This is a genomic window from Devosia sp. P1_H9, assembly GCF_056405135.1.
Genome location: NZ_JBFUCQ010000009.1, coordinates 46,905 through 72,179, shown reverse-complemented (window position 1 = coordinate 72,179; position 25,275 = coordinate 46,905). Strand labels below are relative to the sequence as shown.

23 protein-coding genes are annotated in these 25,275 nt (G+C 65.3%); 10 read left to right on the top strand and 13 right to left on the bottom strand.

Going from position 1 to position 25,275, the window contains the following annotated elements:
* Positions 1 to 39 precede the first annotated feature (39 nt).
* Positions 40 to 813: an N-acetyltransferase family protein gene (locus AC1DYL_RS17550; RefSeq protein ID WP_477174160.1), complete on the top strand. Its 774-nt coding sequence runs from the start codon at positions 40 to 42 to the stop codon at positions 811 to 813.
* Position 814: 1 nt separating this feature from the next.
* On the opposite strand, the gene hrpB is transcribed toward AC1DYL_RS17550, so the two are convergent.
* The 13 genes from hrpB to AC1DYL_RS17485 all read right to left on the bottom strand — a co-directional run bounded on the left by hrpB (position 815) and on the right by AC1DYL_RS17485 (position 16,034).
* The gene (gene hrpB, locus AC1DYL_RS17545) at positions 815 to 3,259 is read right to left on the bottom strand and encodes an ATP-dependent helicase HrpB (RefSeq protein ID WP_477174159.1); all 2,445 of its coding nucleotides are present in this window, start codon (positions 3,257 to 3,259) and stop codon (positions 815 to 817) included.
* Positions 3,260 to 3,339: 80 nt separating this feature from the next.
* The gene (locus AC1DYL_RS17540; RefSeq protein WP_477174158.1) at positions 3,340 to 4,224 is read right to left on the bottom strand and encodes a PAS domain-containing protein; all 885 of its coding nucleotides are present in this window, start codon (positions 4,222 to 4,224) and stop codon (positions 3,340 to 3,342) included.
* 70 nt (positions 4,225 to 4,294) lie between these two features.
* Positions 4,295 to 6,799 (bottom strand): sensor domain-containing protein, encoded by a 2,505-nt coding sequence (locus tag AC1DYL_RS17535; protein ID WP_477174157.1) that lies wholly within the window; start codon positions 6,797 to 6,799, stop codon positions 4,295 to 4,297.
* Positions 6,800 to 6,951: 152 nt separating this feature from the next.
* Positions 6,952 to 8,196 carry an aminopeptidase gene (locus AC1DYL_RS17530; RefSeq protein WP_477174156.1) on the bottom strand — a complete coding sequence of 415 codons (1,245 nt, stop codon included), beginning with the start codon at positions 8,194 to 8,196 and terminating at the stop codon, positions 6,952 to 6,954.
* Between the two features lie 371 nt (positions 8,197 to 8,567).
* Positions 8,568 to 8,855, bottom strand: a complete 288-nt coding sequence (locus tag AC1DYL_RS17525; RefSeq protein WP_477174155.1) for a GlsB/YeaQ/YmgE family stress response membrane protein — start codon at positions 8,853 to 8,855, stop codon at positions 8,568 to 8,570.
* A 155-nt stretch (positions 8,856 to 9,010) separates the two neighbouring features.
* Complete coding sequence (locus tag AC1DYL_RS17520) at positions 9,011 to 9,178, bottom strand: hypothetical protein (RefSeq protein ID WP_477174154.1); 168 nt, start codon at positions 9,176 to 9,178, stop codon at positions 9,011 to 9,013.
* Between the two features lie 27 nt (positions 9,179 to 9,205).
* Positions 9,206 to 9,682, bottom strand: a complete 477-nt coding sequence (locus tag AC1DYL_RS17515; protein ID WP_477174153.1) for a tautomerase family protein — start codon at positions 9,680 to 9,682, stop codon at positions 9,206 to 9,208.
* Between the two features lie 94 nt (positions 9,683 to 9,776).
* On the bottom strand, positions 9,777 to 10,370 hold the full coding sequence (locus AC1DYL_RS17510) for a TetR/AcrR family transcriptional regulator (protein WP_477174152.1): 594 nt from the start codon (positions 10,368 to 10,370) through the stop codon (positions 9,777 to 9,779).
* A 171-nt stretch (positions 10,371 to 10,541) separates the two neighbouring features.
* Positions 10,542 to 11,465, bottom strand: a complete 924-nt coding sequence (gene ppk2, locus AC1DYL_RS17505; RefSeq protein WP_477174151.1) for a polyphosphate kinase 2 — start codon at positions 11,463 to 11,465, stop codon at positions 10,542 to 10,544.
* 100 nt (positions 11,466 to 11,565) lie between these two features.
* Entirely contained in the window at positions 11,566 to 13,329 is a 1,764-nt protein-coding gene (locus AC1DYL_RS17500; protein ID WP_477174150.1) for an adenylate/guanylate cyclase domain-containing protein, read from the bottom strand.
* An 80-nt stretch (positions 13,330 to 13,409) separates the two neighbouring features.
* A complete protein-coding gene (locus AC1DYL_RS17495; RefSeq protein ID WP_477150647.1) occupies positions 13,410 to 13,820 on the bottom strand; it encodes a cupin domain-containing protein in 411 nt (136 codons plus the stop codon).
* 181 nt (positions 13,821 to 14,001) lie between these two features.
* Positions 14,002 to 14,838, bottom strand: coding sequence for a phosphoenolpyruvate hydrolase family protein (locus AC1DYL_RS17490; RefSeq protein WP_477174149.1), 837 nt, complete (start codon positions 14,836 to 14,838; stop codon positions 14,002 to 14,004).
* A gap of 8 nt (positions 14,839 to 14,846) precedes the next feature.
* Positions 14,847 to 16,034: a Tm-1-like ATP-binding domain-containing protein gene (locus AC1DYL_RS17485; protein WP_477174148.1), complete on the bottom strand. Its 1,188-nt coding sequence runs from the start codon at positions 16,032 to 16,034 to the stop codon at positions 14,847 to 14,849.
* A gap of 112 nt (positions 16,035 to 16,146) precedes the next feature.
* Here AC1DYL_RS17485 and AC1DYL_RS17480 point away from each other — a divergent pair, with 112 nt between their 5' ends.
* From AC1DYL_RS17480 to AC1DYL_RS17440, 9 genes are all read left to right on the top strand, one after another.
* The gene (locus tag AC1DYL_RS17480) at positions 16,147 to 16,779 is read left to right on the top strand and encodes a TetR/AcrR family transcriptional regulator (RefSeq protein WP_477174147.1); all 633 of its coding nucleotides are present in this window, start codon (positions 16,147 to 16,149) and stop codon (positions 16,777 to 16,779) included.
* Between the two features lie 364 nt (positions 16,780 to 17,143).
* On the top strand, positions 17,144 to 18,448 hold the full coding sequence (locus AC1DYL_RS17475) for an ABC transporter substrate-binding protein (protein ID WP_477174146.1): 1,305 nt from the start codon (positions 17,144 to 17,146) through the stop codon (positions 18,446 to 18,448).
* 82 nt (positions 18,449 to 18,530) lie between these two features.
* Positions 18,531 to 19,421: a carbohydrate ABC transporter permease gene (locus tag AC1DYL_RS17470; protein WP_477150642.1), complete on the top strand. Its 891-nt coding sequence runs from the start codon at positions 18,531 to 18,533 to the stop codon at positions 19,419 to 19,421.
* 1 nt (position 19,422) lies between these two features.
* Positions 19,423 to 20,382, top strand: coding sequence for a carbohydrate ABC transporter permease (locus AC1DYL_RS17465; RefSeq protein WP_477150641.1), 960 nt, complete (start codon positions 19,423 to 19,425; stop codon positions 20,380 to 20,382).
* Positions 20,379 to 20,609, top strand: a complete 231-nt coding sequence (locus AC1DYL_RS17460; protein WP_477157822.1) for a hypothetical protein — start codon at positions 20,379 to 20,381, stop codon at positions 20,607 to 20,609. Before AC1DYL_RS17465 ends, AC1DYL_RS17460 begins: the two co-directional genes overlap by 4 nt.
* Positions 20,602 to 21,708, top strand: coding sequence for an ABC transporter ATP-binding protein (locus AC1DYL_RS17455; protein ID WP_477174145.1), 1,107 nt, complete (start codon positions 20,602 to 20,604; stop codon positions 21,706 to 21,708). Before AC1DYL_RS17460 ends, AC1DYL_RS17455 begins: the two co-directional genes overlap by 8 nt.
* Position 21,709: 1 nt before the next feature.
* Entirely contained in the window at positions 21,710 to 22,780 is a 1,071-nt protein-coding gene (locus tag AC1DYL_RS17450; RefSeq protein WP_477174144.1) for an ABC transporter ATP-binding protein, read from the top strand.
* Positions 22,781 to 22,817: 37 nt separating this feature from the next.
* The gene (locus AC1DYL_RS17445) at positions 22,818 to 23,867 is read left to right on the top strand and encodes a TIM barrel protein (RefSeq protein WP_477157825.1); all 1,050 of its coding nucleotides are present in this window, start codon (positions 22,818 to 22,820) and stop codon (positions 23,865 to 23,867) included.
* A gap of 228 nt (positions 23,868 to 24,095) precedes the next feature.
* Positions 24,096 to 25,229, top strand: a complete 1,134-nt coding sequence (locus AC1DYL_RS17440; RefSeq protein WP_477157826.1) for a Gfo/Idh/MocA family protein — start codon at positions 24,096 to 24,098, stop codon at positions 25,227 to 25,229.
* The last annotated feature ends 46 nt before the right edge of the window (positions 25,230 to 25,275 follow it).

Below are 25,275 nucleotides of genomic sequence, written 5' to 3'. Positions count from 1 at the left end.
GTCTGTTGTTAGTGTGCCGGTTCTGCTGAGGAGGAGCCTGTGCAGGCCAGATGCTTCGAGTGCAGTACCCTAATCGAGGCCGCAACTGCCGATGCCGTCGAGGACGCCTTCGTCGCGCATGGCACCGAGGTGCATGCGTGGTCCTACCCCGAGCAGGCGGTCCGCAACTATGCCCGCAACTTCGCCGAAGCGGTGGACCGGCTCGGCGGCGACACCGAGCGGCTGCCCGAGATCGGGGAGGTGTCCGTGCATGCGGTCACCACCGACCGCATCGACGACTGGCTGCGCTACTTCGATCACGACGCCTTCGCCGGTAATCCGGACTGGGCCTCCTGCTATTGCCTCGAACCGCATATTCCGGCGCCACCCGAAATGCCGGAGCGCCCGTGGCGCCAGTCCCGAGCAACCCTCGCCGAACGCTTCCGCGGTGGCGGCACCTTCGGCTATCTCGCCTACGTCGATGGCCGGCCAGCCGGTTGGGTCAACGCCTCGCTGCGCGCCGACTATGGCCTCTATCGCGATGTCGATCCGGCGGGGCCGGAGCCAGCCCGGGTCATCGGCGTCTCGTGCTTCGTCATCGCCCCGCCATATCGGCGGCACGGCATTGCGTCTGCTCTGCTCGATCGCGTGATTGCCGACGCGGCCGAACGCGGCGCCGGCTGGGTCGAGGCCTACCCGCACAATACCCCGGAGCAGAACGACGCCGGCCACTTCCGCGGCCCGCGTTCGCTCTACGAAACCCGCGGCTTCGAGCCGACGGTGGTGAGAGAGCGCTATACTGTGCTGCGCTTGGCGGTCGCGCCCGGGCGCTAGCTCAAGTCCCCCGAGGCTTCGCCCGTGCGGTGGCCGCCGCTTCCAGCGGGTTCTCCGGCCAATAGTGCCGCGGATACCGCCCCTTCAAATCCTTCGCCACATCCTTCCAGCTCCCCCGCCAGAACCCCGGCAAATCCCGCGTCGTCTGGATCGGCCGACGCGCCGGGCTCAGCAGCACCAAAAGCAGCGGCACCTTCCCACCTGCAACACTCGGATGCCGGTCCAGCCCGAAGAGCTCCTGCACCCGCACCTCCAGGGCCGGCCCGTTCTCCGCCCCGTAGTCGATCGGCAGATGCGATCCCGATGGCGCATCGAAATGCGAAGGCAGCAACCGTTCGATCTCCTGCCGCCGCGCCCACGGCAGCAGCCCCTCGAGCGCCCCGCCCAGGTCGTCCGCCCCGATCTCCGCCAGTGCCGTCTTGCCGGTGATCGAAGGCACCAGCCAGCCCATGTCCGCCGCCAGCCCCGCATCCGAGAGGTCCGGCCACTCCTCGCCGAGCGTCGCCCGTAGATAGCTCGCCCGCTCCCGCAGCGCCTTCTGCTCCTTGGTCCACGGCAACACGCCGACCCCAAGCCCAGCGATCCCCTCCGCCAGCGCCTCCGCCGCCGCCAGCGGATCGGAAATCGCCACCGGCGCCTCATCCAGCCGCAGCGCCCCGAGCCGCCGCACACGTCGGGCCCGCACGCTGCGCGAAGCGCGATCGAACGCCATCGCCACCTCGTCGACGATCTCGCCGGCGAACAGTTCCTCGATCGTCGCCCGCTCGATCGCCGCCGCCGCCCGGATCCGGCCCGTCGCCGCCGCGCCGGTGATGTCGGTCACCACAAGATATGGCGCGCTCGCCAGTCCATCACTCTCCTCGAGGCTCGCCTGCCGCCCATTGGCCAGCCGGAACCGTCCCCGCGCGCCCGCCTGCTGCGCCACGCGATCCGGGTAAGCCCGTGCCAAATGCCGTCCCACCTCGCCGCCGGAACCTGTGTTGCCGACCATCCCGGCCCAGCGCCGCGCCAGCCCTTGCGCTTCGTCGGCCCGCTTGCCGCGCTCGCGCCCGAACCGCTCCAGCCGGTGCGTCAGGTCGGTGCCGTCACCGCCCAGCCCGCGCTCGCCGATCAGCACCGCCAGCTGCGCCGCCGTCAGCGCATCATCTTCGCCCGCCGCGCGGTGGATCATGTGCCCCAGCCGCGGATGCAGCGGCAGCCGCGCCAGCGCCTTGCCCTCCGCGGTGATCCGCCCGTCATCGCCCAGCGCCTCGAGCCCCTTCAGCAGCCCCACCGCCTCGTTCCAAGCCGGCCCCGGCGGCGGATCGAGAAACCTCAGCTGCGCCGGATCACTCACTCCCCAGCCGGCAAGGTCCAGCGCCAGCCCAGAAAGGTCCGCCTCCAGCATCTCCGGCGCATCGAACGCCATGAGCGCTGCATTCTGCCCCTCGCCCCATATCCGGTAGCACACCCCCGGCTCAACGCGCCCCGCACGCCCCCGCCGCTGATCCGCTGAGGCCCGCGACACCTTCCGCGTTTCGAGCACCGATAGCCCAGTCGCCGGCTCGTAGGCCGGCGCACGCCTGAGCCCGCTATCGACGACGATCCGCACCCCCTCGATGGTCAGCGAGGTCTCGGCGATCGAGGTCGCCAGCACCACCTTGCGGCGTCCCCTCGGGGCTGGCTGCACCGCGCGATCCTGCTCCTCCGGCGTCAGCTGACCGTAAAGCGGCGCGATATCCACATCCGCCGCAACTCGGCCGGCGAGCCGCTCCGCCACCCGCCCGATTTCGGCTTGCCCGGGCAAGAACACCAGCGCCGAACCCGGCTGCGCCCGCAGCGCCTCCAGCACCACGCTCGTCACTTGATCCTCGATCTTCAAAAGCGGATCGCGGTCGCGCCAGATCGTCTCCACCGGAAACGCCCGTCCCTCCGAGACGATCACCGGCGCCCCGTCGAGCAGTTCGGCCACCCGTGCCCCGTCGATCGTCGCCGACATCACCAGCACCCGCAGGTCGTCGCGCAGCGCCGCCGCGTCGAGCGCCAGCGCCAGCCCGAGGTCGGCGTCGAGGCTCCGCTCATGGAACTCGTCGAACAGCACCGCGGCGATGCCCCTGAGCTCGGGATCGTCGAGGATCATCCGGGTGAACACCCCCTCGGTCACCACCTCGATCCGCGTCCGCTTGCTCACCTTGGCATCGAGCCTGACGCGATAGCCGACCACGCCGCCAACTTCGTCGTCGAGCGATTGCGCCATCCGCCGCGCCGCCGCCCGCGCCGCCAGCCGCCGCGGCTCCAGCATCACGATCCTGCCGTCACCCCGCCACTGCGCATCGAGCAGCGCCAGCGGCACCCGCGTGGTCTTACCAGCCCCGGGCGGCGCCACCAGCACTGCATAGGGTCCGGCCGCCAGCGCAGCGGTCAGCCGGGGCAGGGCCTCATCGATGGGGAGGGGCGGCAGCTTCATGCCGCTTCAATCGGGGAAAAGGGCGTATGACGCAAGCCGGTGCGGGGGTCCGCAGCCACCGGCCCCTCAACTCAGCCCCGTCAGCTCACGTTCTTCAGCATATCGAGCAGTGAGCCGTCGAAGTCCTCGACGGGCGCGGGTGCGGGGCCCGCGCGCTTGGTGGTGGCAATCTCTGACCACCCCACGACAACCGTGATGCCACCGACCTTGCGATCGGCCACGTACCAGGGGGTCAGCACCGTCGCGAATTGCACCGCCGCGCCGCTGGTCGGGCTGGCGAAGGTCCGCCGCGTCTTCACGGTCTGCCCCTTCAGTGCCGCCTCATATTCGGCAATCTGCTCGGGCGGCGTATCCGGGAACAGCTGGGCGATGGTCTTGCCGATCACCTCGCGCCGCTCGACGAAACGGTGCGCCTTCAGCCAGTACACGGAGCAGTCGAGCACGCGGAGCTTCTCGTCCAGCACGGCGATCGGCGCCGGCATGTCGGCGACCAGGTCCTGCACCAGCTTCAGTCGACCCTGCACCTGCAGCTCACGCTCCATGTCCTGCGTCACGTCGCGACTGGCGCCGAACAGCTCGATTACCCGGCCGTCGCGCACCCTCAGGTCAGCGATGGTCTCGATCATCCTCAGGGCGCCGTCGCGCCGCTCGATCCGCAGCCGGCAGCGAAAGCCGCGCCGGTCCTGCAGTGCCTGGGCGATCAGCGTCAGCAGCTTGCCGCGATCTTCAGGCACATAGAGCTTCACCATGTCCTGCAGTGGCACCGACCCATCGGGCACGAGGCCGTACATTTCGGCGACCCGGTCCGACAGCACTACCGTGCCCGGGAAGATCACCTTCCACTGTCCGTAGCTTTCGTGCAGCTCATAAAGCTGGAGCGCGCGGTCCGCGTCGGTCAATGCCGGAATGGGTTCCACGTCAGCCAGCGACTGCGATGAGGTGGCGATCAACTGCTTGTCGAACATAGGGGTCCGTAACGGGCAGGAATGGTGGCAGCCGAAAGCTAGCCTTGCGGCAGTTAAGTATTGGTTCGTATCAGCCGTGCTGGCGCTGCTCCGCGGCGGCCCGCGGCTGCGCCACCAATCCGGTCTCGGCCAGGCGGCGCGCCTGGGCCTGCGGCAGCGGCCTGCTGAACAGGTAGCCCTGGGCTTCGTTGCAGCCCTCGGCGCGCAACATCAGCAGCTGCTCCCAGGTCTCCACCCCCTCGGCCGTCACCCGCGTCTTCAGCGACCGCCCCAACCCGATGATCGCCCGAACGATGGCCGCAGAGTCCTCGGCGCCCGGCAGGTCGGCGACAAACGAGCGGTCGATCTTGATCTTGTCGAAGGCGAAGCGGCGCAGATAGCTCAGCGACGAGTAGCCGGTGCCGAAATCGTCCAGCGCCACCCTGATGCCCATGCGGTGCAGTTCCTCGAGCGCCGCCAGCGCTTCAGCACTTTCGTCGAACAGCACCGACTCGGTGATTTCGAGCTCCAGTCTTTCCGGCGCCAGCCCGGTCTGCTCCAGCGCCGCGGCCACCGCCTGCACCACCGCGCGGTTACGGAACTGCGCGGGCGACAGGTTCACCGCCAGCGACACGGTCTCCGGCCAGCGCGCCGCTTCGGCACAAGCCTGCTGCAGCACGAACGCCCCGATCGCGTCGATGATCCCGCTTTCCTCCGCCAGCGGGATGAACACCATCGGCGACACCGAGCCGCGGCCCGCGCAGTCCCAGCGCAGCAGCGCCTCGAAGCCGGTCAACCGGTTGCTGCCGATATCGATCTGCGGCTGGTACACCACCGACAGCTCGCCGCGCCCCAGCGCCAGCGACAGGTCGCGCTTCATCTCGCGCCGCGCTCGGAGCTCCTGGTCCATGGACGGCTCGAAAAAGCGATAGTCCCGGCCCTTGTCGCTCTTCACGCGATACAGCGCCACGTCGGCATATTGCAGCAGGCTGTCCGCATCGCGCCCATCTCGCGGCGCAATCGCAATGCCGATGCTGGCGCCGACGCTTACCGTTTCGCCGTCGATCTCGAATGGTGTCGCCAGGGCCGCGAGGATCGCCTGCGCGGTGGCCGTCGCGTCCTCCGGCTGGCTCACTTCCAGCAGCAGCGCAAATTCATCACCGCCCAGTCGTGCCACCAGGTCCCGCTCGCCGGCACAGCGGTTGAGCCGTCCAGCCACCTCGCGCAGCAGCACATCGCCGGCGAGGTGCCCGAGCGTATCGTTCACCAGCTTGAAATCGTCGAGGTCGATCGACAGCACCGCCAGCGTGATCCCGTTGAGCAGCTTGAGCAGCGCCAGGTCCATGCCTTCCTGGAAGTGCATGCGGTTGGGCAGGCCGGTCAGCGTGTCGTGCCGCGCCAGGTAGTCGAGGCGCGTGGCGCTGGCCACCACTTCGGCCTCATTCTGCTTGGCCTCGGTGACATCGCTGGATAGCGCCAGCAGTCGCGTCACATTGCCGTCGCCATCGAGGATCGGCGAGATCGAGATATCCCACCAGCGCGGCTTGCCCTTGGCGGTCGGGCCGAACAGCGTACGCCGCGCTGTCTCGCCCTGCAGCGCCGCGGCGATCGCCGCCTGGATGGCCCGCCTCTCCTCGCTCGGCCAGAACCGCTCGAACGGGAGCCCCTTGATCGCCTCGAAGTCGTCGACCTCCATGATCCGGATGCCCGGGCCGTTCATGAAAATCAGCCGGCCCTCCTTATCGAGCACCTCCATGGCCATGTTGCTCGCCTCGAGGATCGAGCGCGCGAACGCTTCGCTCTCCCGCAGTGCCGCCTCGGCCATGCGTCGGTCGTGAATGTCCTCCAACGTGCCGTACCAGCGCAGGATCCGGCCCAGCTTGTCGCGGCGGGGCGAGGCGCGCGCCCGCATCCAGCGATATTCGCCGCTCTTGAGCCGGATGCGATAGGTGAGGTCCACGGGATCGCCGCTCCGGAGCGAACGGGTCCATTCCGCCATCGTCGGCGCCAGGTCGTCCGGGTGGAGTGCATTGGCCCAGCCCTGGCCCAGCGTCTCCTCGGCATTGAGTTCCACCATCTCGAGCCAGCGTGGCCCGAACTCGATGATGTTGCCTTCGGGGTCGGCCAGCCACATCACCTCGGGGTTCAGGTCGACTGCCGTGCGGTAGTGATCCTCGCTCTCGCGCAGTGCCTGTTCGGCGAGCGTGGTCCGCGTAACGTCCTGCACGATGACCTGCACTTCGTCGGGGCCGAGCGGGAAGTGCGCCGCGCTGAACTGCAGGGTCAGGTCGCCGTCGGGGAGGCCGCGAAACCGGAACGTCCCGGATTTGCCGCTCCGCAATGCTGCATGCAGCCGCCGCCGCACCCGCGCTCGGTCCGACGGATGCAGCCTTGCCAGCATGTCGGTCAGCGGCACGCCCTGGTTGCTGGCCGCCTCGCCGATGCCGGTGGCCGGGTGAAAGACCCGGTCAGTCACCCCGTGCCAGGTCCACACGGAAATGCCGGTTGCACTGCCGATCTGCCGCAGCGTCTCGGCGGCAGCCTCTGCGCTCCGCCCTCGCTGCGCGTCCGTCGACGCAGTGCCTCTGTTGCCCATGCGATCCTCAGCCTCGCCCGCATGCTAAGCAGCGAAGTCGGCCAAAAGATTAATCGCATCATACGGATCGGGGGCGAATGACCGCCCCCGCACAGGCAACTTCCCCGGTGGTTAAGGTTAGCTGAATGTAGTCCTCAGCAAACCTGTGTATCTCAGGCCCACTCGCCCTTGCGCATAACGGGCACTTTGCTGCCGTCTGCTTTGATGCCGTCGATGTCGATCTGCCCCGAACCGATCATCCAGTCGATGTGGATCAGGCTCTTGTTGCCGCCGCGCGCCGCGATTTCTTCCTGGCTCATCTTGGTGCCGTTGATGAAGCAGTCGGCGTAGCATTGGCCAAGCGCGATGTGGCAGGCGGCATTTTCGTCGAACAGCGTGTTGTAGAACAGGATGCCGCTCTTCGAGATCGGCGACGAATGCGGCACCAGCGCCACTTCGCCCAGACGGCGCGAGCCTTCGTCGGTGTCGAGCACCTTCTGCAGCACCGCCTCGCCCTTCGAAGCCTTGGCCTCGACGATCCGCCCGCCCTCGAACTTCACCTCGATATCGGCGATGAGCGTGCCGTTATGGCTCAGCGGCTTGGTCGAGCGCACATACCCTTCCACCCGCTGCGAGTGCGGGGTGGTGAACACCTCCTCGGTCGGGATGTTCGGGTTGCAGGTGATGCCGTTCTTCGCCTCCGACGCGCCACCCTTCCAGCGATGCTCGTCGGCGAGCCCGATCGTCAGGTCGGTGCCCGGCCCTGTGTAGTGCAGCGAAGCGAACTGCTGGCCGTTGAGCCAGGTCCAGCGCTCCTTCAGCTTGGCGTTGTGTGCTTTCCAGGCTCCGATCGGATCCTCGACATCGACCCGGCTCGCCGCAAAGATCGCATCGGCGAGCTTTTTCACCGCCACGTCTTCGGCATCGTCCGGGAACACCAGCTTGGCCCAGCTCGGATTGGGGTAGGAGACGATGTTCCAGTTGATGTCGAAGCCGGTGATCTTCTCCAGCGCCGGCTTGTAGGCCATCGACGTCGCGCGGTTGGCTCGCGCCACCTTCGATGGGTCTTCGTTCGCCAGCATCATCGGGTTGTCGCCCGAAATCGCGAGGCGTGCCGCGTTGCCGTCGAACGCCTTCGCCATCCCCTCGAACAGCCAGCCCGGCGCCTTGTCGAAGCTGGCGTCCGCCGCATAGCGGTAGCGGTTCAGCGTAATCTCCTCGTCCGAAAAGATCGGCTGCACCACGCCGGCGCCGGCCTTGTAGGCATGCTCGGTGATCTTCCGCACCAATGGCAACGCCGCCATCGGCGCCGTCAGGACGAGATCCTGCCCGGGCTGGAGCTGGAGCCCCACTTTGATCGCGACCTCGGCGAGCTTGTCGAGTTTGACGGGGTCGATGGGGGAGCTACCCTGAGCCATTGGAAAACCTTCGCAAAAGTGGAGGCAAGACTGTTACCCCCGCCTTCCGCAGCCTTCAAGCTGGCGAGGTGCCGGAGTTCGTTATCGACAGTCTCGATCCTCGTGCCGGCGCCGAACAGCCAAGCCCGCCGCGCCGCCAACCGCTCCACCGCTTCATCCTCGGGCCACCGGCCACCCATCCGCGTCCAGTCCATCGACCATCTCCTGTGGTGCTCACAAGAGATGGTCGAGCTGGTTTTTGGAGAATCGACATCAGACGACGCGCATCGGCATCCGATTGGTGGTCGCGAGGACATTCAGGGCGCCAACGCCCGAGGTCAGGGTGTGGGTGCCCGCTGTGGCCCGAAGCGGACGTTGCGAGCCCCCAAAGGCTAACGTCGTCGAAACAGTCCACCGCCACTGCCGCGCCGCACGAGCCCGATGATGACGAGAAGGATGACCGCACCGATAGTCGCGCTCACTATGGCTGCGACCAAGCCGGATCCCAGGGCGATGCCAAGTTGCGGGAGCAGCCAGCTACCGATCAATGCACCGACAATACCGACGGCCATGTCGCCGATTAAGCCAAGGCCAGAACCCTTCACGATCAGGCCGGCCAACCACCCAGCGATCAGGCCGACGAGGAGTATGACCAACAGACTTTCAGTGCTCATTTGCATGTTCCCAACCCCACATGGAAGAAAGCCGCCCCGCGGGTGGCGGAGCGGCGACAGGTCCCCGAGGGCGTGGGGTCTGTAGACCTGAAAGGTCACGTAGAGAACGTTGGAGACCAGGCTTTCGTTCCAGCCTCGACGTTGTCAGAACACGTAGACAATCAGTTGCGTATTGCGTCGCTGGACAGCTTCGCTTCCACCGCCTTCAAGCTGGCGAGATGCCGGAGTTCGTCATCGCCGGTCTCGATCCGTGTACCGATCCCGAGCAGCCAGGCCCGCTTGGCCGCGAGCCGATCCACCGCCTCGTCCTCGGGCCATTGCCCGCCCATCCGCGTCCAGCCCGGAGCTCCACCAGTTCAGATGCCGAGCGCTGCGCGGACCGCCTTGATCCTCTCGTCCGTAAACACCCCGCTCGCGAGGAGCGGTATGACGGATAGCACGCCGCCGGACGATCCCCAGCTACCCTCGTCGATTACACGGAAGTTAACCCACCAGGACGGCGCCGGCTTCTCCAATCCACAGGCCGCTGCCAGCGCGGCCAGAACGCGCTCGATGACCTCGGTCCGCACAGGCTCCTGCCAGGCCGCATCCATGACCGCGATGTCGATCACCATCACGTCGAGTTCCGAGTCGGCATCAGAGAGCAGCCGCCCGCCGATGGCCATCATGTCCCGCTCGCGCTCGACGAAATGCACTTGGAACCCGGGCCGGGCGGCCGGAGCATGCTGCCCGACTTCCGGTACGAGTACAGCGTCCGTTAACGTCTCCGCCAGCTCACGGCGCTGCTCCAGGGTCAGGCGCCCCTTGGGGGCGTTCACGGTGATGACAGTCATGATATTCTCCTTGCATCGATCGTTAAGAATGGGGCGACAGACCGTACCTGCCAGGCAGGGCCGGAATGATCCGCGGGGTAATCTGGACCTGGATCTAGAGTTGGAGCCTGGTGCCTGCGAACGCCTCTTTGAGGTGTCCTTCGAGAGGCTTTCGTCTTCCGTCATCGGACCAATTGTCGACGGCGATGCGCATAGCGCCAATACAGACCATCGCCACGATGCGTAGCGCCATGCGGCGTGCCGGGTCTGGCCACAATTGGGAAAGTGCGTCGAACGCGGCTTGTTCGATCATCAGGTATTTCGTCTGGTTGCGCGCGAGCAGCTGTGGGGTCGAGCGTAAAATGCGGGCAATGGTGATGGTCCGCTCGGAGTCGAAAGGCGCCGTCAGCGTGAGAAGTGCGGCTTGAAGCGTCTCCAGCGGAGACAACTCCGTTGTCTGACTGAGGACCGCGCTGCGAACTGCCTCAACCAGCCCGTTCTGCCAGGAAAGCAGGATTTCCTCTTTCGACTGGAAATAGTGGAAGATTGTCCGTCGCGAGATGTCGGCGGCGTCCGCTATCGCATCCAGCGTCGTTGCCTCGTAGCCGTTGGCAGCAAAAAGCACCATCGCCTTGTCGGCGATGCGCTTGAGGGTTTCCCGACGCTTCCGCTCCCGAAGGCCATCCCGCTTCACTTCGTCATGTTCCATGGCCGTGACATGGCATTTTTTGCACGCGGTGTAAATATGCCTTTCAGTGCATTAATTCACTGTAGTGCAGTTTGGCTTGCTCGGGATTTTCTTGGAACGGAGATGGCCCATGCCACCGTCCGCCCTTGGCGCGAAACGGCCCAATAGAGTCAGAGCGTGGGGGGCAACTCCTCAGTACGCCTCCGGCACATAAAGCTCCGGCTTCACCGCATGGCGCACATAATCCGCATGCCGCACGCGCGCCGGCAGCTCCACTTCCTGCTTGGGCACATCCTCGTAGTTTACCTGGCTCAGCAGGTGCGCGATGCAGTTGAGCCGCGCCCGCTTCTTGTCCACCGCCTGCACCACCCACCACGGCGCTTCGGCCGTATGCGTGCGGTCGAACATCTCTTCCTTGGCCTTGGTGTATTCTTCCCAGTGCACCCGGCTTTCGAGGTCCATGGGTGAGAGTTTCCACTGCTTCAGCGGGTCATGCAGCCGCATCTGGAAGCGGAATTCCTGTTCCTCGTCGGTGATCGAGAACCAGTATTTGACGAGGATGATGCCCGAGCGGACCAGCATGCGCTCGAACTCCGGCACTGTGCGGAAGAACTCCTCGAGCTCGTCCGGCGTACAGAACCCCATCACCCGCTCGACGCCCGCCCGGTTGTACCAGGAGCGGTCGAACAGCACCATTTCGCCCGCCGTCGGCAGATGCGGCACGTAGCGCTGAAAGTACCACTGGTGCCGCTCGCGCTCGGTCGGCGCCGGCAGCGCCACTACGCGCGCTACCCGCGGGTTGAGCCGCTGCGTCACCCGCTTGATGGCCCCGCCCTTGCCGGCCGAGTCGCGGCCCTCGAAGATCACCACCATCTTGAGCTTCTTGTAGGCCACCCAGTCCTGCAGCTTCACCAGCTCATGTTGCAGCCGAAACAGCTCGCGGAAATACACCTTGCGATCGATGGTGTCGCCCACCGGACCCTGCATGCCCTCGGCGACCAGCTCGTCGAGCCGGTCGTCCTCCATCTGCATTTCCAGCTCTTCGTCGAAATCGTCGGCGATCGCCTGCTTGATCCGCTCGAGCTCGGCCGGCGTCTTGGTCTCTTGGTCGTTCATTGTGGGCACCCATGGATTGGTAGCGGGAGGGGTGCCCGTTCCATATGAAGCTATTGTGACCGTATGCCGGGCCTTGGCCCGCGGGCGCCTTTTGGCGTGATTATTCCTCGGCCAAGCCCGCCAGCCGCAGCCCTTGGAGCATCGCTTCGAGCCGCGACGCATCCTTCTGCGGCTGCGCAGCCCATACCCGGGCCACGGTGACACCCGGCGACAATCGCTTCAGTGTTGCGAGGTGCCGCTTCGCCTCATCCATCCGCCCCAGATGCGCGTTTGCCGCGACCAGCATCCAGTAAGTGCAGACGAAGCTCGGATTGGCCGAAACCGAGCGCTTTGCCCAGTTCAGCGATTCCTCGTAGTTACCCTTCACCAGTTGCGCGTGTGCAATTGCCGTCAGCGGCCAGTGCGCGCCGTCGAGGCTGGGGCTGAGCCGGATCGCATGCTCGCTGAAGGCGATCGCGTCATCGAGATTGCCGAGGTGCAGGTGGGTGATGCCGGCAAAGATCATCACCGTCAGGTTGTTCGGGTTGGTCTCCACCGCGCGCTGCGTCAGCACCAGCCCGCGATCGTAGTCGCGCAGGTTATGGATCAGCATCATGGAACTGAGCGACAGCGCCACCGCGTCGTCGCGCGCATTGGCCAGCGCCCGCTCCACCAGCTCGATGCCGAGCGCGGTGTCGTCATTGCCGATCGCCGGCCAACCCATGGTCGAGCGGTGCAGCATGGCGTTGCCGGCATAGACCAGGTAGGTCGGGTTGTTCGGCTCGAGGTCGATCGCTTTCAGCAGCAGCGCGATCGCCTCGGCATTGGCGTCGCGCGTCTGCGACAGGTGCATCGGCAGCGCCCGTAGATAGAGATCGTAGGCCTCGACGCTGTCCGGCCGCTCGCGCCGCGAGCGCTCGATCTCGGCCCAGCGGATGGTCGGCTCCACCAGCGACGCCACCTTGCTGGTGATCTGGTCCTGGAACTCGAACACGTCGTCCAGCTTGCCGTCGAACTTCTCGGCCCAGAGGTGTGCGCCCGTCGCCGCGTCCACCAGCTGCGCGGTGATCCGCAGCCGATCCTTGGCCCGCCGAACACTGCCTTCGAGCACGTAGCGCACCCCCAATTCGCGCGCCACCTGCCGCACGTCGACAGCGCGGCCCTTGTAGACGAAGCTCGAATTGCGGGCGACCACCGCGAAATCGCGGAACCGGCTCAGCGCGGTGATGATGTCTTCCACCACCCCGTCGGCGAAATACTCCTGCTCGGCATCGCCGCCCATATTGGCGAACGGCAGCACGGCGACGGATGGCCGCCGCGGCGTCACCGGGCCGAATTCCGGCGATTTCGTGCTGCGGGCGTTGCCGGTCACCACTTCGAACACCCGCACCGGCCGCGCGATGTTCTTCAGCTCTCGTTCGCCCAGGTCGCGGAACCCGGTCTTCATCCGGTCGCGAACTTCCTCGAACACCTTGCTCGAAACGTAGACCCCGCCCGGCTCGGCAATCTGCTGCAGCCGCGCCGCGACATTGATGCCGTCGCCGTAGATGTGGGCGTCGTCGTGCACCACGTCGCCCTGGTTGACGCCGACGCGGAAGATCATGCGCTTGTTGACCGGCACGTCGGCGTTCCGCTCCGCCATCAGCGCCTGCATGGCGACGGCGGCCTCCACGGCGCCCACGGTGCTGCTGAACTCCGCGACGATGCCATCGCCGGCGAGGTCGACGACGCGACCGCCATAGCGCTGGAGCAACTGCAGCACTGCCGTCTGATGTCCCTTCAGCGCAGCGACGGTGCCGGACTCGTCAGCGCCGATCAGGGCGCTGTATCCCGCTATGTCCGCACACAACACCGCCACCAGGCGGCGAGACAAAACTTGTTCCATTTCCGCTTCCTAGGCGGAGTCTCCGCGCCCTGTCGAAGGGTAAAGCGTGGCAGTGTTACTTGGAAGTGGAAACGTTAGCACTACTCTCCCTTCGGGATTAGCCGAAAATCCGGCAAATCGCGCAATCCGAGCTCCGGTCCGGCCGGCGAATAGACCACGAACAGCTGCATCGGTCCGGTCCCGGTATTGAGCGTCGAGTGGAATCGGTCCTCCGGCACGAACACCGTGCACCCGGGCCCCACCTTCTGCACCACCGGCACGCCCTCGGGCGTCTCCACCATCTGCTCGCCCTCGCCCGAGATCACGAAGATGATCTCCTCGGCCCCCGGATGGTTGTGTCGGCTATGCCCCTGGCCCGGCGGCAGATCCACCACCCCGCCCGAAAACCGCTTCGCCCCATTCACCTCCGGCGCCACGGTGAGCGACAGCTTTCCCCAATCGAACCCGAACGCGCTGACATCGCGCGGATAGACGAAGTTGTTCTCGGTCATTGTTCCTCCTCCAAATCGGGGCTCCCCACCCCCCACCCTTGATCCCTCCCCGCAAGGGGGAGGGAGACGACTGCTAGCGCCCCACGCTCCACCCTCCCCCTTGCGGGGAGGGTAGCGCCGCTAGGCCCAACGGGCCGTAGCAAAGCTAGGGTGGGGGGTGCGTTACGCTCAAACGCCCGGGTTACGCCCCCGTCCGCAACCCCTTGAAGCTCTCCACCTGCGCCTTGATCGCCACCTCCACCGGCAGCCGCTCCATCGAGCTCGCGCCATAGAACCCATGGCACCCCTTCACCCGGTCGAGGATGAACCTCGCATCCTCCGGCATCGAAATCGGCCCGCCGTGACACAATACGATCACCTCGCCTCGCACCCCGCGCGCCGCCGCCGCGATCGCCTCGACCTCCGCCGCGCACTGCTCCAGCGTCTTTGCCGCTTTCGCCCCGATCGCCCCACCCGTCGTCACCCCCATATGCGCGACGATGATATCCGCCCCGGCTTTGGTCATCGCCACCGCCTCGTCGGGATTGAACACATACGGCGTCGTTAACAGGTCCAGCTTGTGCGCCTCGGCGATCATGTCCACCTCGAGCCCATAGCCCATGCCGGTCTCCTCGAAGCTCACCCGCATCACCCCATCGAACAGCCCGATGGTCGGGAAGTTCTGAACCCCCGAGAACCCCATGGCTTTGAGCTCCGCCAAAAACTGCGGCATCAAGACGAACGGGTCCGTCCCGTTCACCCCCGCCAGCACCGGCGTGCGCTTCACCACCGGTAGCACCTCGCGCGCCATGTCCTTGACGATCTCGTTGGCGTTGCCATAGGCGAGCAGCCCCGCCGCCGAGCCGCGCCCGGCCATGCGATAGCGCCCCGAATTGTAGATGATGATCAGGTCGATGCCGCCGGCCTCCTCGGCCTTGGCCGAAATACCGGTGCCGGCCCCGCCGCCCACGATCGGCTGCCCGCGGGCCACCATATCGTGGAATTTCCTGAGGATTTCGGCGCGCGCGATGGCAGCCATGCTGTCTCCTATGACGTGATTTCCTGAAAGGCGCGCACTGCCGCCTCGGCGAAGCTGGGATCGTTGATATGGCAGTCGAGCCGGATCAACTGCCGGTTGTCCCCCCACTGCACGGTCCGCTCGATCGCATCGAACAGTTCGGCATCGGCTTCCGCATCGCGGAACGCGCCACCCTCGATATCGAGCGCCGAGACCCCGCGCAGCGGAATGAGGAACCGCACCGGCCCGATGGCAGCATTGAGCTTGCCGCCGATCCATTCCCCGATCGCCCGGCACTCGTCGACACTCGTGCGCATCAGCGTCACGTTGGCGTTGTGCGAGTAGAGCAGGCGGTCCGCATAGTGCGCTGGTACCGTCTCGGGCGCCCAGAAGTTGACCATGTCGCACGCCCCGACCGAGCCGACATAAGGCACCGGTCGCCGCGAGATGCAGTCGAGCCGCTCGGGCCCGGCCGGCAGCACGCCGCCGAGCAGATAGTCGCAGACTTCGGTCGTGGTGACGTCGATCAGCCCGCCGACGAGGCCGGAATCGACCAGCATTTCCATGGTCTTGCCGCCCGTACCCGTGGCGTGAAAGACCAGCGGCTCGACGGCCCCGGTCAGCAACTCGACGATCTGCGTCACCGCCGGCGTCGTCACCCCGAACATGGTGAGCCCCACGGCCAGTTTGGTGGAGGGTTCCACCATCGTCGGATTGGCGCTTATGGCCACGACAGCGAGCGCTGCGTTCGACAAGATAACACGTGATATTCGGTTGAGCCCGGCCAGGTCCGTAACCGAGGGCATCATCACGATGTCGCTCACCCCGACATAGGGCCCGACATCGCCCGAGGCGAGGGTGGAGACCATCACTTTCGGCAGTCCGATCGGCAGTTTGCGCATGCCGGCGGTGACAATCGAGGTGCCGCCACCACCGCCGATACCCACCATTCCCCCGATGTCATCACGTGTTATGACAAACCGTGCGAAGGCCTCCGCCATCCCGGCCACGGCGACGCCGCGATCGTTGCCCTCCAGCAGGTCCGGCGCGCCGAACTTAGCAACCTCGGCCGCGCCGACCTCGGGCGGGATCGTCGGCGCGCGCGTCCCCACGTCGACCACCAGCGGATCGGCGCCAAGCGCGCGAATTCTCTCCGCGAGGAAGGCAAGTTCCTCGCCCTTTGTGTCGGCTGTCCCGACCACGTAGATGCGCTTCATCGCACCCCTCCCGACACCGTTTCAGGTCACCCCGTCGATGCTCTCGCCGCCATGTCATGGCAGAGCCCCGCCGCCATTGCAAAGCATTTTGAGATGTGCGTATCATTTCGATATGGACGTCTCACAGCCCGATGAGCAGCAGAGTTCCGAGCCGAAAGGCGCCCGTGCGCGCACCCGCAAACTCATGCTCGAGACCGCCATCGCCCTGATGCAGAACGGCCAGACCCCGTCCGTCAGCGACGTCGCCGAGGCCGCCCAAGTGTCGCGCGCCACCGCCTATCGCTATTTCCCGAGCCAGGCCGCCCTGGTCCACGCCGTGGTCGACGAAGGCCTCGGCCCGATCCTCAACTGGAAGAGCGCCAGCGAGGATCCTGAGACCCGCGTCCTCGACCTGCTCGCGCTCACCATGCCGCGCGTCGCTGAGTTCGAGGCCACCTTCAAGGCGGCCCTGAAGCTGTCGCTCGAGCAGTGGGCGCAGCGCCGCGCCGGCACGCTCGGCGCCGAACCGCCGTTCAAGCGCGGCCATCGGGTCGAGCTGCTGCAAATGGCGATAGCGCCGCTCAAGAATAAATTGCCAGACGCCAAGTTCCAGCGACTCGCCAAGGCGTTGTCCCTGGTCTACGGTCTGGAAGTCCTCATTGTTCTCAAAGACTTGTGGGGGCTTGAGTTTGACGAGACTACGGAAGTCGCGACCTGGGCAGCCACCGCGCTAGTCCGCGCTGCCGTCGCGGAGTCCGCTGCCTGAGCCGGCGAGGGAAACTATTTTCCTAAACCGGGTCACGACTTGCATAAATGCTAGCATGTTAGCTTGACGAGACTGATAAAACGTTGAATTTGTAGTTTTGACGCACGTCGATCAGGAGGAAGATCAAGTGCGACGGGCGCTTGGAGGAGCGCCATAACTGGTGACCGCGCGGGCCTTGGGAGAGGCCAGCGCTGTAGTCCCGGTGATGAGGGAGGGGTCCCGAACGTCGCGAGAGAACGGCCGGTCGCCGAAGCTTGGGAGAGCTTTTGGCCGGTTCGCTGCTGTGAAGGCCCCCGGCACGGAGGAGGGGCTTCGGTCGGTGCCGCATATGCCGGCCGTCGGAAGCGCTAGAGGGAGGACCATAATGCGCACTGTTACCAAGGGCATGCTGGCCGGTTTGGGCCTGATGCTTGCGTCGAGCACATCTGTGCTGGCGCAGGAACTGACCATCCTGTGGGCCGAATGGGATCCGGCCAACTATCTGCAGGAACTCGTCAACGAGTACCCGGATGCAAAGGTCACCGTGGAAACCGTTCCGTGGCCGGACTTCCAGACCAAGGCCTTCACCGAATTCAACGCCCAGGGCTCGGCCTATGACCTCGTGGTCGGCGACAGCCAGTGGCTGGGTGCAGGCTCGACGCAGGGACACTATGTCGACCTGACGGACTTCGTCGCTCAGCACAACCTGACTACGGCAATGGCTCCGGCGACCATGAAGTACTACTCGGAGTATCCGGGTGGTTCCGGCAAATATTGGGCCGTTCCGCTCGAAGGCGACGCGCTCGGCTGGGCCTATCGGAAGGATTGGTTCGAAAATCCGGACGAGATGGCCGCGTTCAAGGCCAAGTACGGCTACGACCTTGCCGTTCCGCAGACCTGGCAGCAGCTGCTCGACATTGCCGAGTTCTTCACGCGCCCGGACAAGAATATGTACGGGGCCGCGATCTACACGATGAATGCGGGCGATGCCATCGTCATGGGCGTCGAGAACTCGGTTTTCGCCTATGGCGGCTCGTTCGGTGACTACGCGAACTACAAGGTCACCGGCGAGCTCAACTCCGACAAGGCGGTGAAGGCGCTTGAGGACTATCGCAAGCTCTTTACCTACAACCCGCCGGGCTGGGGTAACGCGTTCTTCGTCGAAACCAATACGGCGTTTGCTCAGGGCCAGGCGGCGATGGCGATGAATTACTTCGCCTTCTTCCCCTCGTTGATCAACGAGGCCACCAATCCCTATGCCAAGTCGACCGGCTTCTTCGCCAACCCCAAGGGCCCGAACGGCGATGACTTCGCCGCGCTGGGCGGCCAGGGCATCTCGGTTGTGAGCTATAGCCAGAACAAGGACGCGGCGGTGAAGTTCCTCGAGTGGTTCATCAAGCCCGAGACCCAGAAGCGCTGGGCCGAGCTCGGTGGCTACACCTGCGATGCCAAGCTCCTCGAGAGCGCCGAGTTCCGCAACGCCACGCCGTACAACGAGGCGTTCTACCAGACCATGTTCAAGGTCCGCGACTTCTGGGCGCTGCCTGAATATGCCGAGCTCCTCACCGAGGCCGCCGACACCTTCTACCCCTATGTGGTGGACGGAAAGGGCACGGCCAAGGAGACCCTCGACAAGCTGGCGGCCACCTGGGTCGATACGCTCAAGTCGGCCGGCTACGCGGCCCAGTGACGGGTGACGAAACGTCCGGGGAGGCGGCGCTTGCCCGCCTCCCCGGATTCTCAAGCGGGGGACTCTGGCCTTGGATAAGTTGATGACAACGCTCGATCCAAAGACACGCGCAGCGACGCGCGGATGGAGCGACATCACCATTCGGAACCTGTTCATCATCCCGACGGTGGGGTTCCTGATCGTCTTCAATGTCTTCCCGCTGCTCTATTCGCTCGGGTTCTCCTTCACCGACTTCAAGGCATCGAGCAAAGCTGCGGCCAATTTCGTCGGCTTCAAGAACTATGCCGACGTGCTCGCCGATCCGGTGATCTGGCGCACCTTCACGACCACCCTGTGGTACGTCATCGTCTCGGTCACGGGCCAGTTCATCGTCGGCTTCGGCCTGGCGCTGCTGCTCAACCGCCCCATTCCCTTCAAGGGCTTCATCACGACGCTACTGCTCTTGCCGATGATGCTCTCGCCGGTCGTGGTCGGCCTGTTCTGGAAGCTCATCTACGATCCCTCGTGGGGCATCCTCAATTATGTGCTCGGCCTGGGCAAAGTGGCCTGGCTCACCGACCCCAACCTCGCGCTCTACGCGGTCGCGATCACCGACATCTGGATGTGGTCGCCGTTCGTGATGCTGCTCTCGCTCGCCGGTCTCAGTGCCGTGCCCAAGCACCTCTACGAGGCCGCCTCGATCGATCGCGCCGGCCGGTTCTACACCTTCTTCCGCATCACCCTGCCTTTGGTCGCGCCGATCCTGCTCATTGCGGTGATCTTCCGCACCATGGAAGCCTTCAAGACCTTCGACATCGCTTTCGTGATGACCGGCCAGCCGGCGGCGGAGCTGATCTCCTCGCGCCTCTACAAGATGGCCTTCCAGCAGTGGCAGACCGGGCCATCCTCGGCGCTCGCCTACATCATCCTGATCATGGTGCTGTGCATCACCAACATCTACGTGAAGTACCTCAACAAGGCGAAGGAGCGCTGAGATGGCCGTCGTATCAACGCGTGCCGGACGTATCGGCAACCGCCTCGCCATTGCTGCGGTCATCGTCATTACGCTGATCTTCCTGTCGCCGATCTACTGGATCACCTCGACGGCCTTCAAGCCGCTGCTGCTCTCGACCACCGTGCCGCCCACCGTCGTGTTCGAGCCGCAGGTGACGCCGTTCGTGAAACTGTTCGTGAAGCGGGCCCAGCTGACCGCGCCAGTTGACCAGGCCACCTATGACGCCGCCCCCTGGTGGGAGCAGCTCGTGCTCGCCGGCGGCGAGCGATTGTCGCGCAACGGCCAGGGCGACGTGGTCTACTCGGCCTATCCCGACCGCTTCGTCAATTCGCTGATCATCGCCATCACCTCGACCATCCTCGCGGTCTCGATGGGCACCATCACCGCCTACGGCTTCTCGCGCTTCCGCGTAAAGGGCGAGGCGGACCTCCTGTTCTTCATCCTTTCGACGCGCATGCTGCCGCCGATCGTCGTCGCCATCCCGATGTTCCTCATGTACCGCGCCGTCGGGCTCAACGACACGCATCTGGGGCTCATATTGCTCTACACCGCCTTCAACGTCTCGTTCGCGGTTTGGCTGATGAAAGGCTTCATCGACGAAATTCCCAGGGAGTACGAGGAAGCGGCGCTGGTCGACGGCTACACGCGCATGCAGGCCTTCTTCAAGATCGTGCTGCCCGAGGCCGCGACGGGCATCGCCGCCACCGCCGTGTTCTGCTTCATCACCGCCTGGAACGAATACGCTTTCGCTCTGATCCTCACCAACCGGCGGGCCCAGACGGCGCCACCATTCATTCCGAGTCAGATCGGCACGGGCTTGCAGGACTGGACGGTCATCGCCGCCGGCACCGTGCTCTTCCTGCTCCCGGTCGCCATTTTCACCTTCCTGCTTCGCAATCACCTGCTGCGTGGCATGAGCTTCGGGGCGATCCGCAAGTGAACATTCGCGACTTCAACCAGAAGATCCTCAACCCTGGCTCTATGACCTTCATGGTCGTCGGCATCCTGTTTCTCTGCCAGCCCTGGCTGGAGGTGCTGCACCAGTGGAGCGTGCTGGTCATGTTGGTCGGCCTCATCGGCTTCAATTTCTCCGTCCACATTCCGCCGCCCGACAAGAAGCTGATCGACGAGGTCGACACCGTCCACGGAGGCACGCAGCATGGCTGAGATCGAACTCCGTCACATCGACAAGCACTTCGGCCCGGTCCACGTCATCAAGGACGTGAACCTCACTGTGAAGGACAAGGAGTTCGTGGTTTTCCTCGGCCCCTCCGGCTGCGGCAAGACCACGACGCTGCGCGCTATCGCCGGCCTCGAGGAGATCGACTCGGGCGACATCCTGCTCGACGGCAAGCCCATCCAGGGCCTCCGCGCCGCCGAGCGCGACATCGCCTTCGTGTTCCAGAACTACGCGCTCTATCCGCATTTCACCGTCTACGAGAACCTCGCTTTCCCGCTGCGCGCCGTCGGCACCACCAAGGATGTGGTGGATTCGACCGTGCGCTCGGTCGGCAAGTCGCTCGGCATCCTGAATCTACTCAATGCCCGCCCGTCGGCGCTGTCCGGCGGCGACATGCAGCGCGTCGCCATCGGTCGTGCTTTGGTGCGCCGCCCCAAGGCGCTGCTGCTCGACGAGCCGATCGGTTCGCTCGATGCCAAGCTCCGCGAAACCATGCGCATCGAATTGAAGCGCCTGCATTTCGAGAACGGCTCCACCTCGATCTACGTCACCCACGACCAGGTCGAGGCCATGTCGCTGGCCGATCGCATCGTCGTCATGAACGATGGCGTGCTGCAGCAGGTCGGCACCCCCACCGACGTCTATCTCTACCCGGCCAACCTGTTCGTCGCCCAGTTCATCGGCTCGCCGGTGATGAACATCGCCGCCACCAAGGTCAGCGAGGCCGACGGCAACGCCCGCATCGCCCTCGATGATGCCAGCTTCGACCTGCCGCGCGAACTGCTCGGCATGCTCGAGCAGAAGAGGGCCGCCGGCGACCTCTCCCTCGGCGTGCGCCCCGAAGGCGTCATTGTCAGCCATGACCAGAAGCCGGGCTACCGTCCGGCCGAGGCCCACATCATCCAGCCCTTCGGCGGCTTCGATATCATCGACCTGAAGTTCGGCGAAAAGACCCTCAGGGCCCGCACGACCTCCGGTTATGTCGACAAGCCCGGCACCACCGTCTTCGCCCGCATCGATCCGGCGCAGGCGCACTTCTTCGACACCAAATCGGGCGCCTCGCTCGACATCCGGCTAGGCAACTGACATGGCCCGCATCCGCCTCGAGAACATCACCAAGAAATTCGGCACCCACACCGCCGTCGGTAATCTCGATCTCGACGTCGGCGACGGTGAGTTCTTCGTGCTGCTCGGCCCCACCGGCGCCGGCAAGACCACCACGCTGCGGATGATCGCCGGGCTCGAAAAGCCCACCGAAGGCGCCATCCACATCAACCAGGCCAACGTCAATGACTGGGGCCCGGCCGAGCGCGACGTCGCGCTGGTGCTGCAGCAATACTCGCTCTACCCGCGCCTCACGGTGCGCGACAACCTCGCCTTCCCGCTGCGCTCGCGCGTCCGCAAGATGAGCGAAGCCGATATCACAAAGCGCATCGATTACGCCTCGAAAACCCTCCGTATCACCCACCTGCTCGAGCGCAAGACCGACCGGTTGTCCGGTGGCGAAATGCAGCGTGTCTCCATCGGCCGCGCCATCGTGCGTGAGCCGCAGGTCTTCTTGATGGACGAGCCGCTCTCGGCGCTCGACGCCAAGCTCCGCGAGTCGCTGCGCTCCGAGCTCAAAGACCTGCAGATGCGGCTCGGCGCCACCTTCATCTTCGTCACCCACGATCAGGTCGAGGCCATGACCATGGGCGACCGCATCGCCGTGCTCAACAAGGGTCGCATCGTCCAGGTCGGCACCCCGCGCGAGGTCTACACCAACCCGCGCGACACCTTCGTCGCGAGCTTCGTCGGATCGCCCGCCATCAACCTGTTGCCCGGCAGCCTCGCCGGCAACCTCGCCAGCGTCGCCCAGAGCTTCGAGATGTCGATCAACGCCGCTGCGCCGGTCCAGGGGCCGGTCACCTTCGGCATCCGCCCCGAGGACGTCGAAGTCGCCTCCGGCGCCCCGAACGAGGCCCGCATCCACGACGTGGAAAACCACGGCATCGAAAAGATCGTCACCCTGCGCGTCGGCGACAACCTGATGCGCGCCGCCGTCCCGGCCCGCGTCGACGTCAAGGTCGAAGAAGCCGTCCGCTTCAGCTGGAACCCGGACAAGGTGATGTTGTTCGACGCCAAGACGGGTCTCAACCTGCGGCATCGGGCGGCCTAGCTTTGTCTTGAGATTTTAGACCCCAGGGGAGGGGACCATGGCATCCAACAACTACCCGAAACTCCACAACGCCACCTGGCCCGGCGTGGTCGGCAAGGGCGCCCCGGGTTCCGAGCCCATCATCCCCCTCGATACGCTGCTGAAGCTCACCGCCAACGCCGAAGTCGACGGGCAGAAGTTCGATGGCGTCGACCTCTGGCTCGCCGACCCGCACATCTCCATCGATAGCTCGAAAGACGATGTGAAGCGCATGAGCGATCACATCGCCAGCTTCGGCCTCAAAGTGGGCAGCTTCGTCGCGCCAATTTGGGGCGGCGCCGGCGGCGGCTCGGCCATGGGCGACGCCGACGACGTGAAGCGCTTCCTCACCCAGGTCGAAAAGGCCTGCCGCATTGGCAAGCAGATGCGCGAACTCGGCATCCGCCCCACCGGCGGCGTGCGCGTCGATAGTTCCACCGGCGTCGAAGCCTGGGACGCCGACCCGGTCGGCAACACCAAGAAGATCGCCGAGACCTTCCGCGAAGCCGGCCGCATCGCCCAATCCTACGGCGAGTACATCGTCGCCGAGGGCGAGATCTGCTGGGGCGGCATGCATTCCTGGCGCGAGAACGTGAAGCTGCTCGAAATGGTGGGCATGCCGGGCGTCGTCGGCTACCAGGCCGACATGGCCCACTCCATGCTGTTCGTCCTCGGCGCCAATGCCGAAAAGGACCGCATCCTGCCCAAGGATTTCGAGTGGAGCGACAAGGCCGCGCTCGATGCTGCCTATCACAAGGTCGCCGACGCCCTGCGCCCCTGGACGCTGGATTTCCACGTCGCCCAGAACGACGGCACCACCTTCGGCTCCGGCGATCACGAAAAGACCGGCCGCCACTGCCAGATCGACGACCCCAACGGCCGCCTCGATGTGACCAAGCACGCCGGCTACTGGCTGCGCGACGATAAGGGCGAACTGACCAAGAAGATGCGCCACATCTGCTGGGACGGCTGCATGTTCCCCAACGCCGTGATGGAGCAGCAGGAGACCTGGAACAAGGTCCTCGGCGCCATGCTCAAAGTCCGCGACGCCCACGGCTGGCGAGAGTAGGCGCGCAGCCGTGCACCACCCGCACCACACCCACGATGTCATCCCGGCGAAGGCCGGGACCCATCCTGAGATGGCGCGGGTAGCACTTTCATCTCCCCCGACACCGGGTCATTCCCGCGAAAGCGGGAACCTCCGTTTGCGATATCTCGGCGCACACCAAAACAGGGTTTCCCGTTTTCGCGGGAATGACTGCGGTGGCTGTGGCCAACTTGCGTCAGGAACACTCCAATGACCAAACAACTCAACATCGGCATGGTCGGCTACGGCTTCATGGCACGCTGCCACTCGCACGCCTGGGCCTCCGTTTCCCACTTCTTCGATACCGGCTACCACCCGGTGCTGAAGGCGGTCGCCGCGCGGAACGACAGCAAGGTGCGCCGCTTCGCCGAGCAGTGGGGCTATGAGAGCATCGAGCATGACTGGCGCGCCCTGGTCGAACGCAAGGACATCGACGCCATCGATATCTGCGTGCCCAACGACCTCCACGCCGAGATCGCCATCGCCGCCGCCAAGGCCGGCAAGATGGTGCTCACCGAAAAGCCGCTCGCCCGCACCGCCGCCGAGGGTCAGCCGATGGTCGATGCGGTGGAAAAGGCCGGCGTCCCCAACCTCGTCTGGTACAACTACCGCCGGGTCCCCGCCGTCTCGCTGATCAAGCAGCTCGTCGCTGAGCAGAAGCTCGGCCGCATCTTCCACTACCGCGCCAAGTTCCTGCAGGATTGGACCATCTCGCCAGACGTGCCGCAGGGCGGCCCCGGCACCTGGCGCCTCGACGTCAATGCCGCCGGCTCCGGCGTCACCGGCGATCTCCTGGCCCACTGCCTCGACAGCGCCACCTGGATCAACGGCGGCATCTCCTCGCTCACCGCCATGACCGAGACCTTCGTCAAGGAGCGCACCCACGCCGACACCGGCAAGAAGCAAACCGTCGGTATCGACGATGCGGCCGCCGTGCTCACCCGCTTCGCCAACGGCGCGCTGGGCACGTTCGAATCCACCCGCTACGCCCGCGGCCACAAGGCCGCCTACACGCTCGAGATCAACGGCGAGAAGGGCTCGCTCGCCTGGGACCTGCACGACATGAACCGCGTGCAGTGGTTCGATCACTCCACCGAGGGGCGCCTGCGCGGCTGGACCAACATCCTCGTCACTGACGGCGATCACCCCTATCTCGGCAAGTGGTGGGTCCCCGGTCTGATCATCGGCTTCGAGCATAGCTTCACCCACACCGCCGCCGATTTCCTCGAAGGCCTCAAGACAGGCAAACCCGCCGCCCCCACCTTCCGCGATGCGCTGGAAACCAACAAACTCTGCGACGCCATCATCAGCTCTGGTAAGTCCGGCAGCTGGGTGAACTTGTAAGCACTGACCTTGCCGCACCCTGGATGTCATCCCGGCGAAGGCCGGG

Bases quoted from the DNA above. Each gene is read 5' to 3' on its own strand.
- AC1DYL_RS17490 (WP_477174149.1), bottom strand. From the start codon at position 14,838: ATGGCTGCCATCGCGCGCGCCGAAATCCTCAGGAAATTCCACGATATG.
- hrpB (WP_477174159.1), bottom strand. From the start codon at position 3,259: ATGAAGCTGCCGCCCCTCCCCATCGATGAGGCCCTGCCCCGGCTGACC.
- AC1DYL_RS17455 (WP_477174145.1), top strand. From the start codon at position 20,602: ATGGCTGAGATCGAACTCCGTCACATCGACAAGCACTTCGGCCCGGTC.
- AC1DYL_RS17440 (WP_477157826.1), top strand. From the start codon at position 24,096: ATGACCAAACAACTCAACATCGGCATGGTCGGCTACGGCTTCATGGCA.
- AC1DYL_RS17495 (WP_477150647.1), bottom strand. From the start codon at position 13,820: ATGACCGAGAACAACTTCGTCTATCCGCGCGATGTCAGCGCGTTCGGG.
- AC1DYL_RS17500 (WP_477174150.1), bottom strand. From the start codon at position 13,329: ATGGAACAAGTTTTGTCTCGCCGCCTGGTGGCGGTGTTGTGTGCGGAC.
- AC1DYL_RS17475 (WP_477174146.1), top strand. From the start codon at position 17,144: ATGCGCACTGTTACCAAGGGCATGCTGGCCGGTTTGGGCCTGATGCTT.
- AC1DYL_RS17530 (WP_477174156.1), bottom strand. From the start codon at position 8,196: ATGGCTCAGGGTAGCTCCCCCATCGACCCCGTCAAACTCGACAAGCTC.
- AC1DYL_RS17520 (WP_477174154.1), bottom strand. From the start codon at position 9,178: ATGGGCGGGCAATGGCCCGAGGACGAGGCGGTGGATCGGCTCGCGGCC.
- ppk2 (WP_477174151.1), bottom strand. From the start codon at position 11,465: ATGAACGACCAAGAGACCAAGACGCCGGCCGAGCTCGAGCGGATCAAG.
- AC1DYL_RS17525 (WP_477174155.1), bottom strand. From the start codon at position 8,855: ATGCAAATGAGCACTGAAAGTCTGTTGGTCATACTCCTCGTCGGCCTG.
- AC1DYL_RS17470 (WP_477150642.1), top strand. From the start codon at position 18,531: ATGACAACGCTCGATCCAAAGACACGCGCAGCGACGCGCGGATGGAGC.
- AC1DYL_RS17540 (WP_477174158.1), bottom strand. From the start codon at position 4,224: ATGTTCGACAAGCAGTTGATCGCCACCTCATCGCAGTCGCTGGCTGAC.
- AC1DYL_RS17450 (WP_477174144.1), top strand. From the start codon at position 21,710: ATGGCCCGCATCCGCCTCGAGAACATCACCAAGAAATTCGGCACCCAC.
- AC1DYL_RS17465 (WP_477150641.1), top strand. From the start codon at position 19,423: ATGGCCGTCGTATCAACGCGTGCCGGACGTATCGGCAACCGCCTCGCC.
- AC1DYL_RS17515 (WP_477174153.1), bottom strand. From the start codon at position 9,682: ATGACTGTCATCACCGTGAACGCCCCCAAGGGGCGCCTGACCCTGGAG.
- AC1DYL_RS17510 (WP_477174152.1), bottom strand. From the start codon at position 10,370: ATGGAACATGACGAAGTGAAGCGGGATGGCCTTCGGGAGCGGAAGCGT.
- AC1DYL_RS17480 (WP_477174147.1), top strand. From the start codon at position 16,147: ATGGACGTCTCACAGCCCGATGAGCAGCAGAGTTCCGAGCCGAAAGGC.
- AC1DYL_RS17485 (WP_477174148.1), bottom strand. From the start codon at position 16,034: ATGAAGCGCATCTACGTGGTCGGGACAGCCGACACAAAGGGCGAGGAA.
- AC1DYL_RS17535 (WP_477174157.1), bottom strand. From the start codon at position 6,799: ATGGGCAACAGAGGCACTGCGTCGACGGACGCGCAGCGAGGGCGGAGC.
- AC1DYL_RS17445 (WP_477157825.1), top strand. From the start codon at position 22,818: ATGGCATCCAACAACTACCCGAAACTCCACAACGCCACCTGGCCCGGC.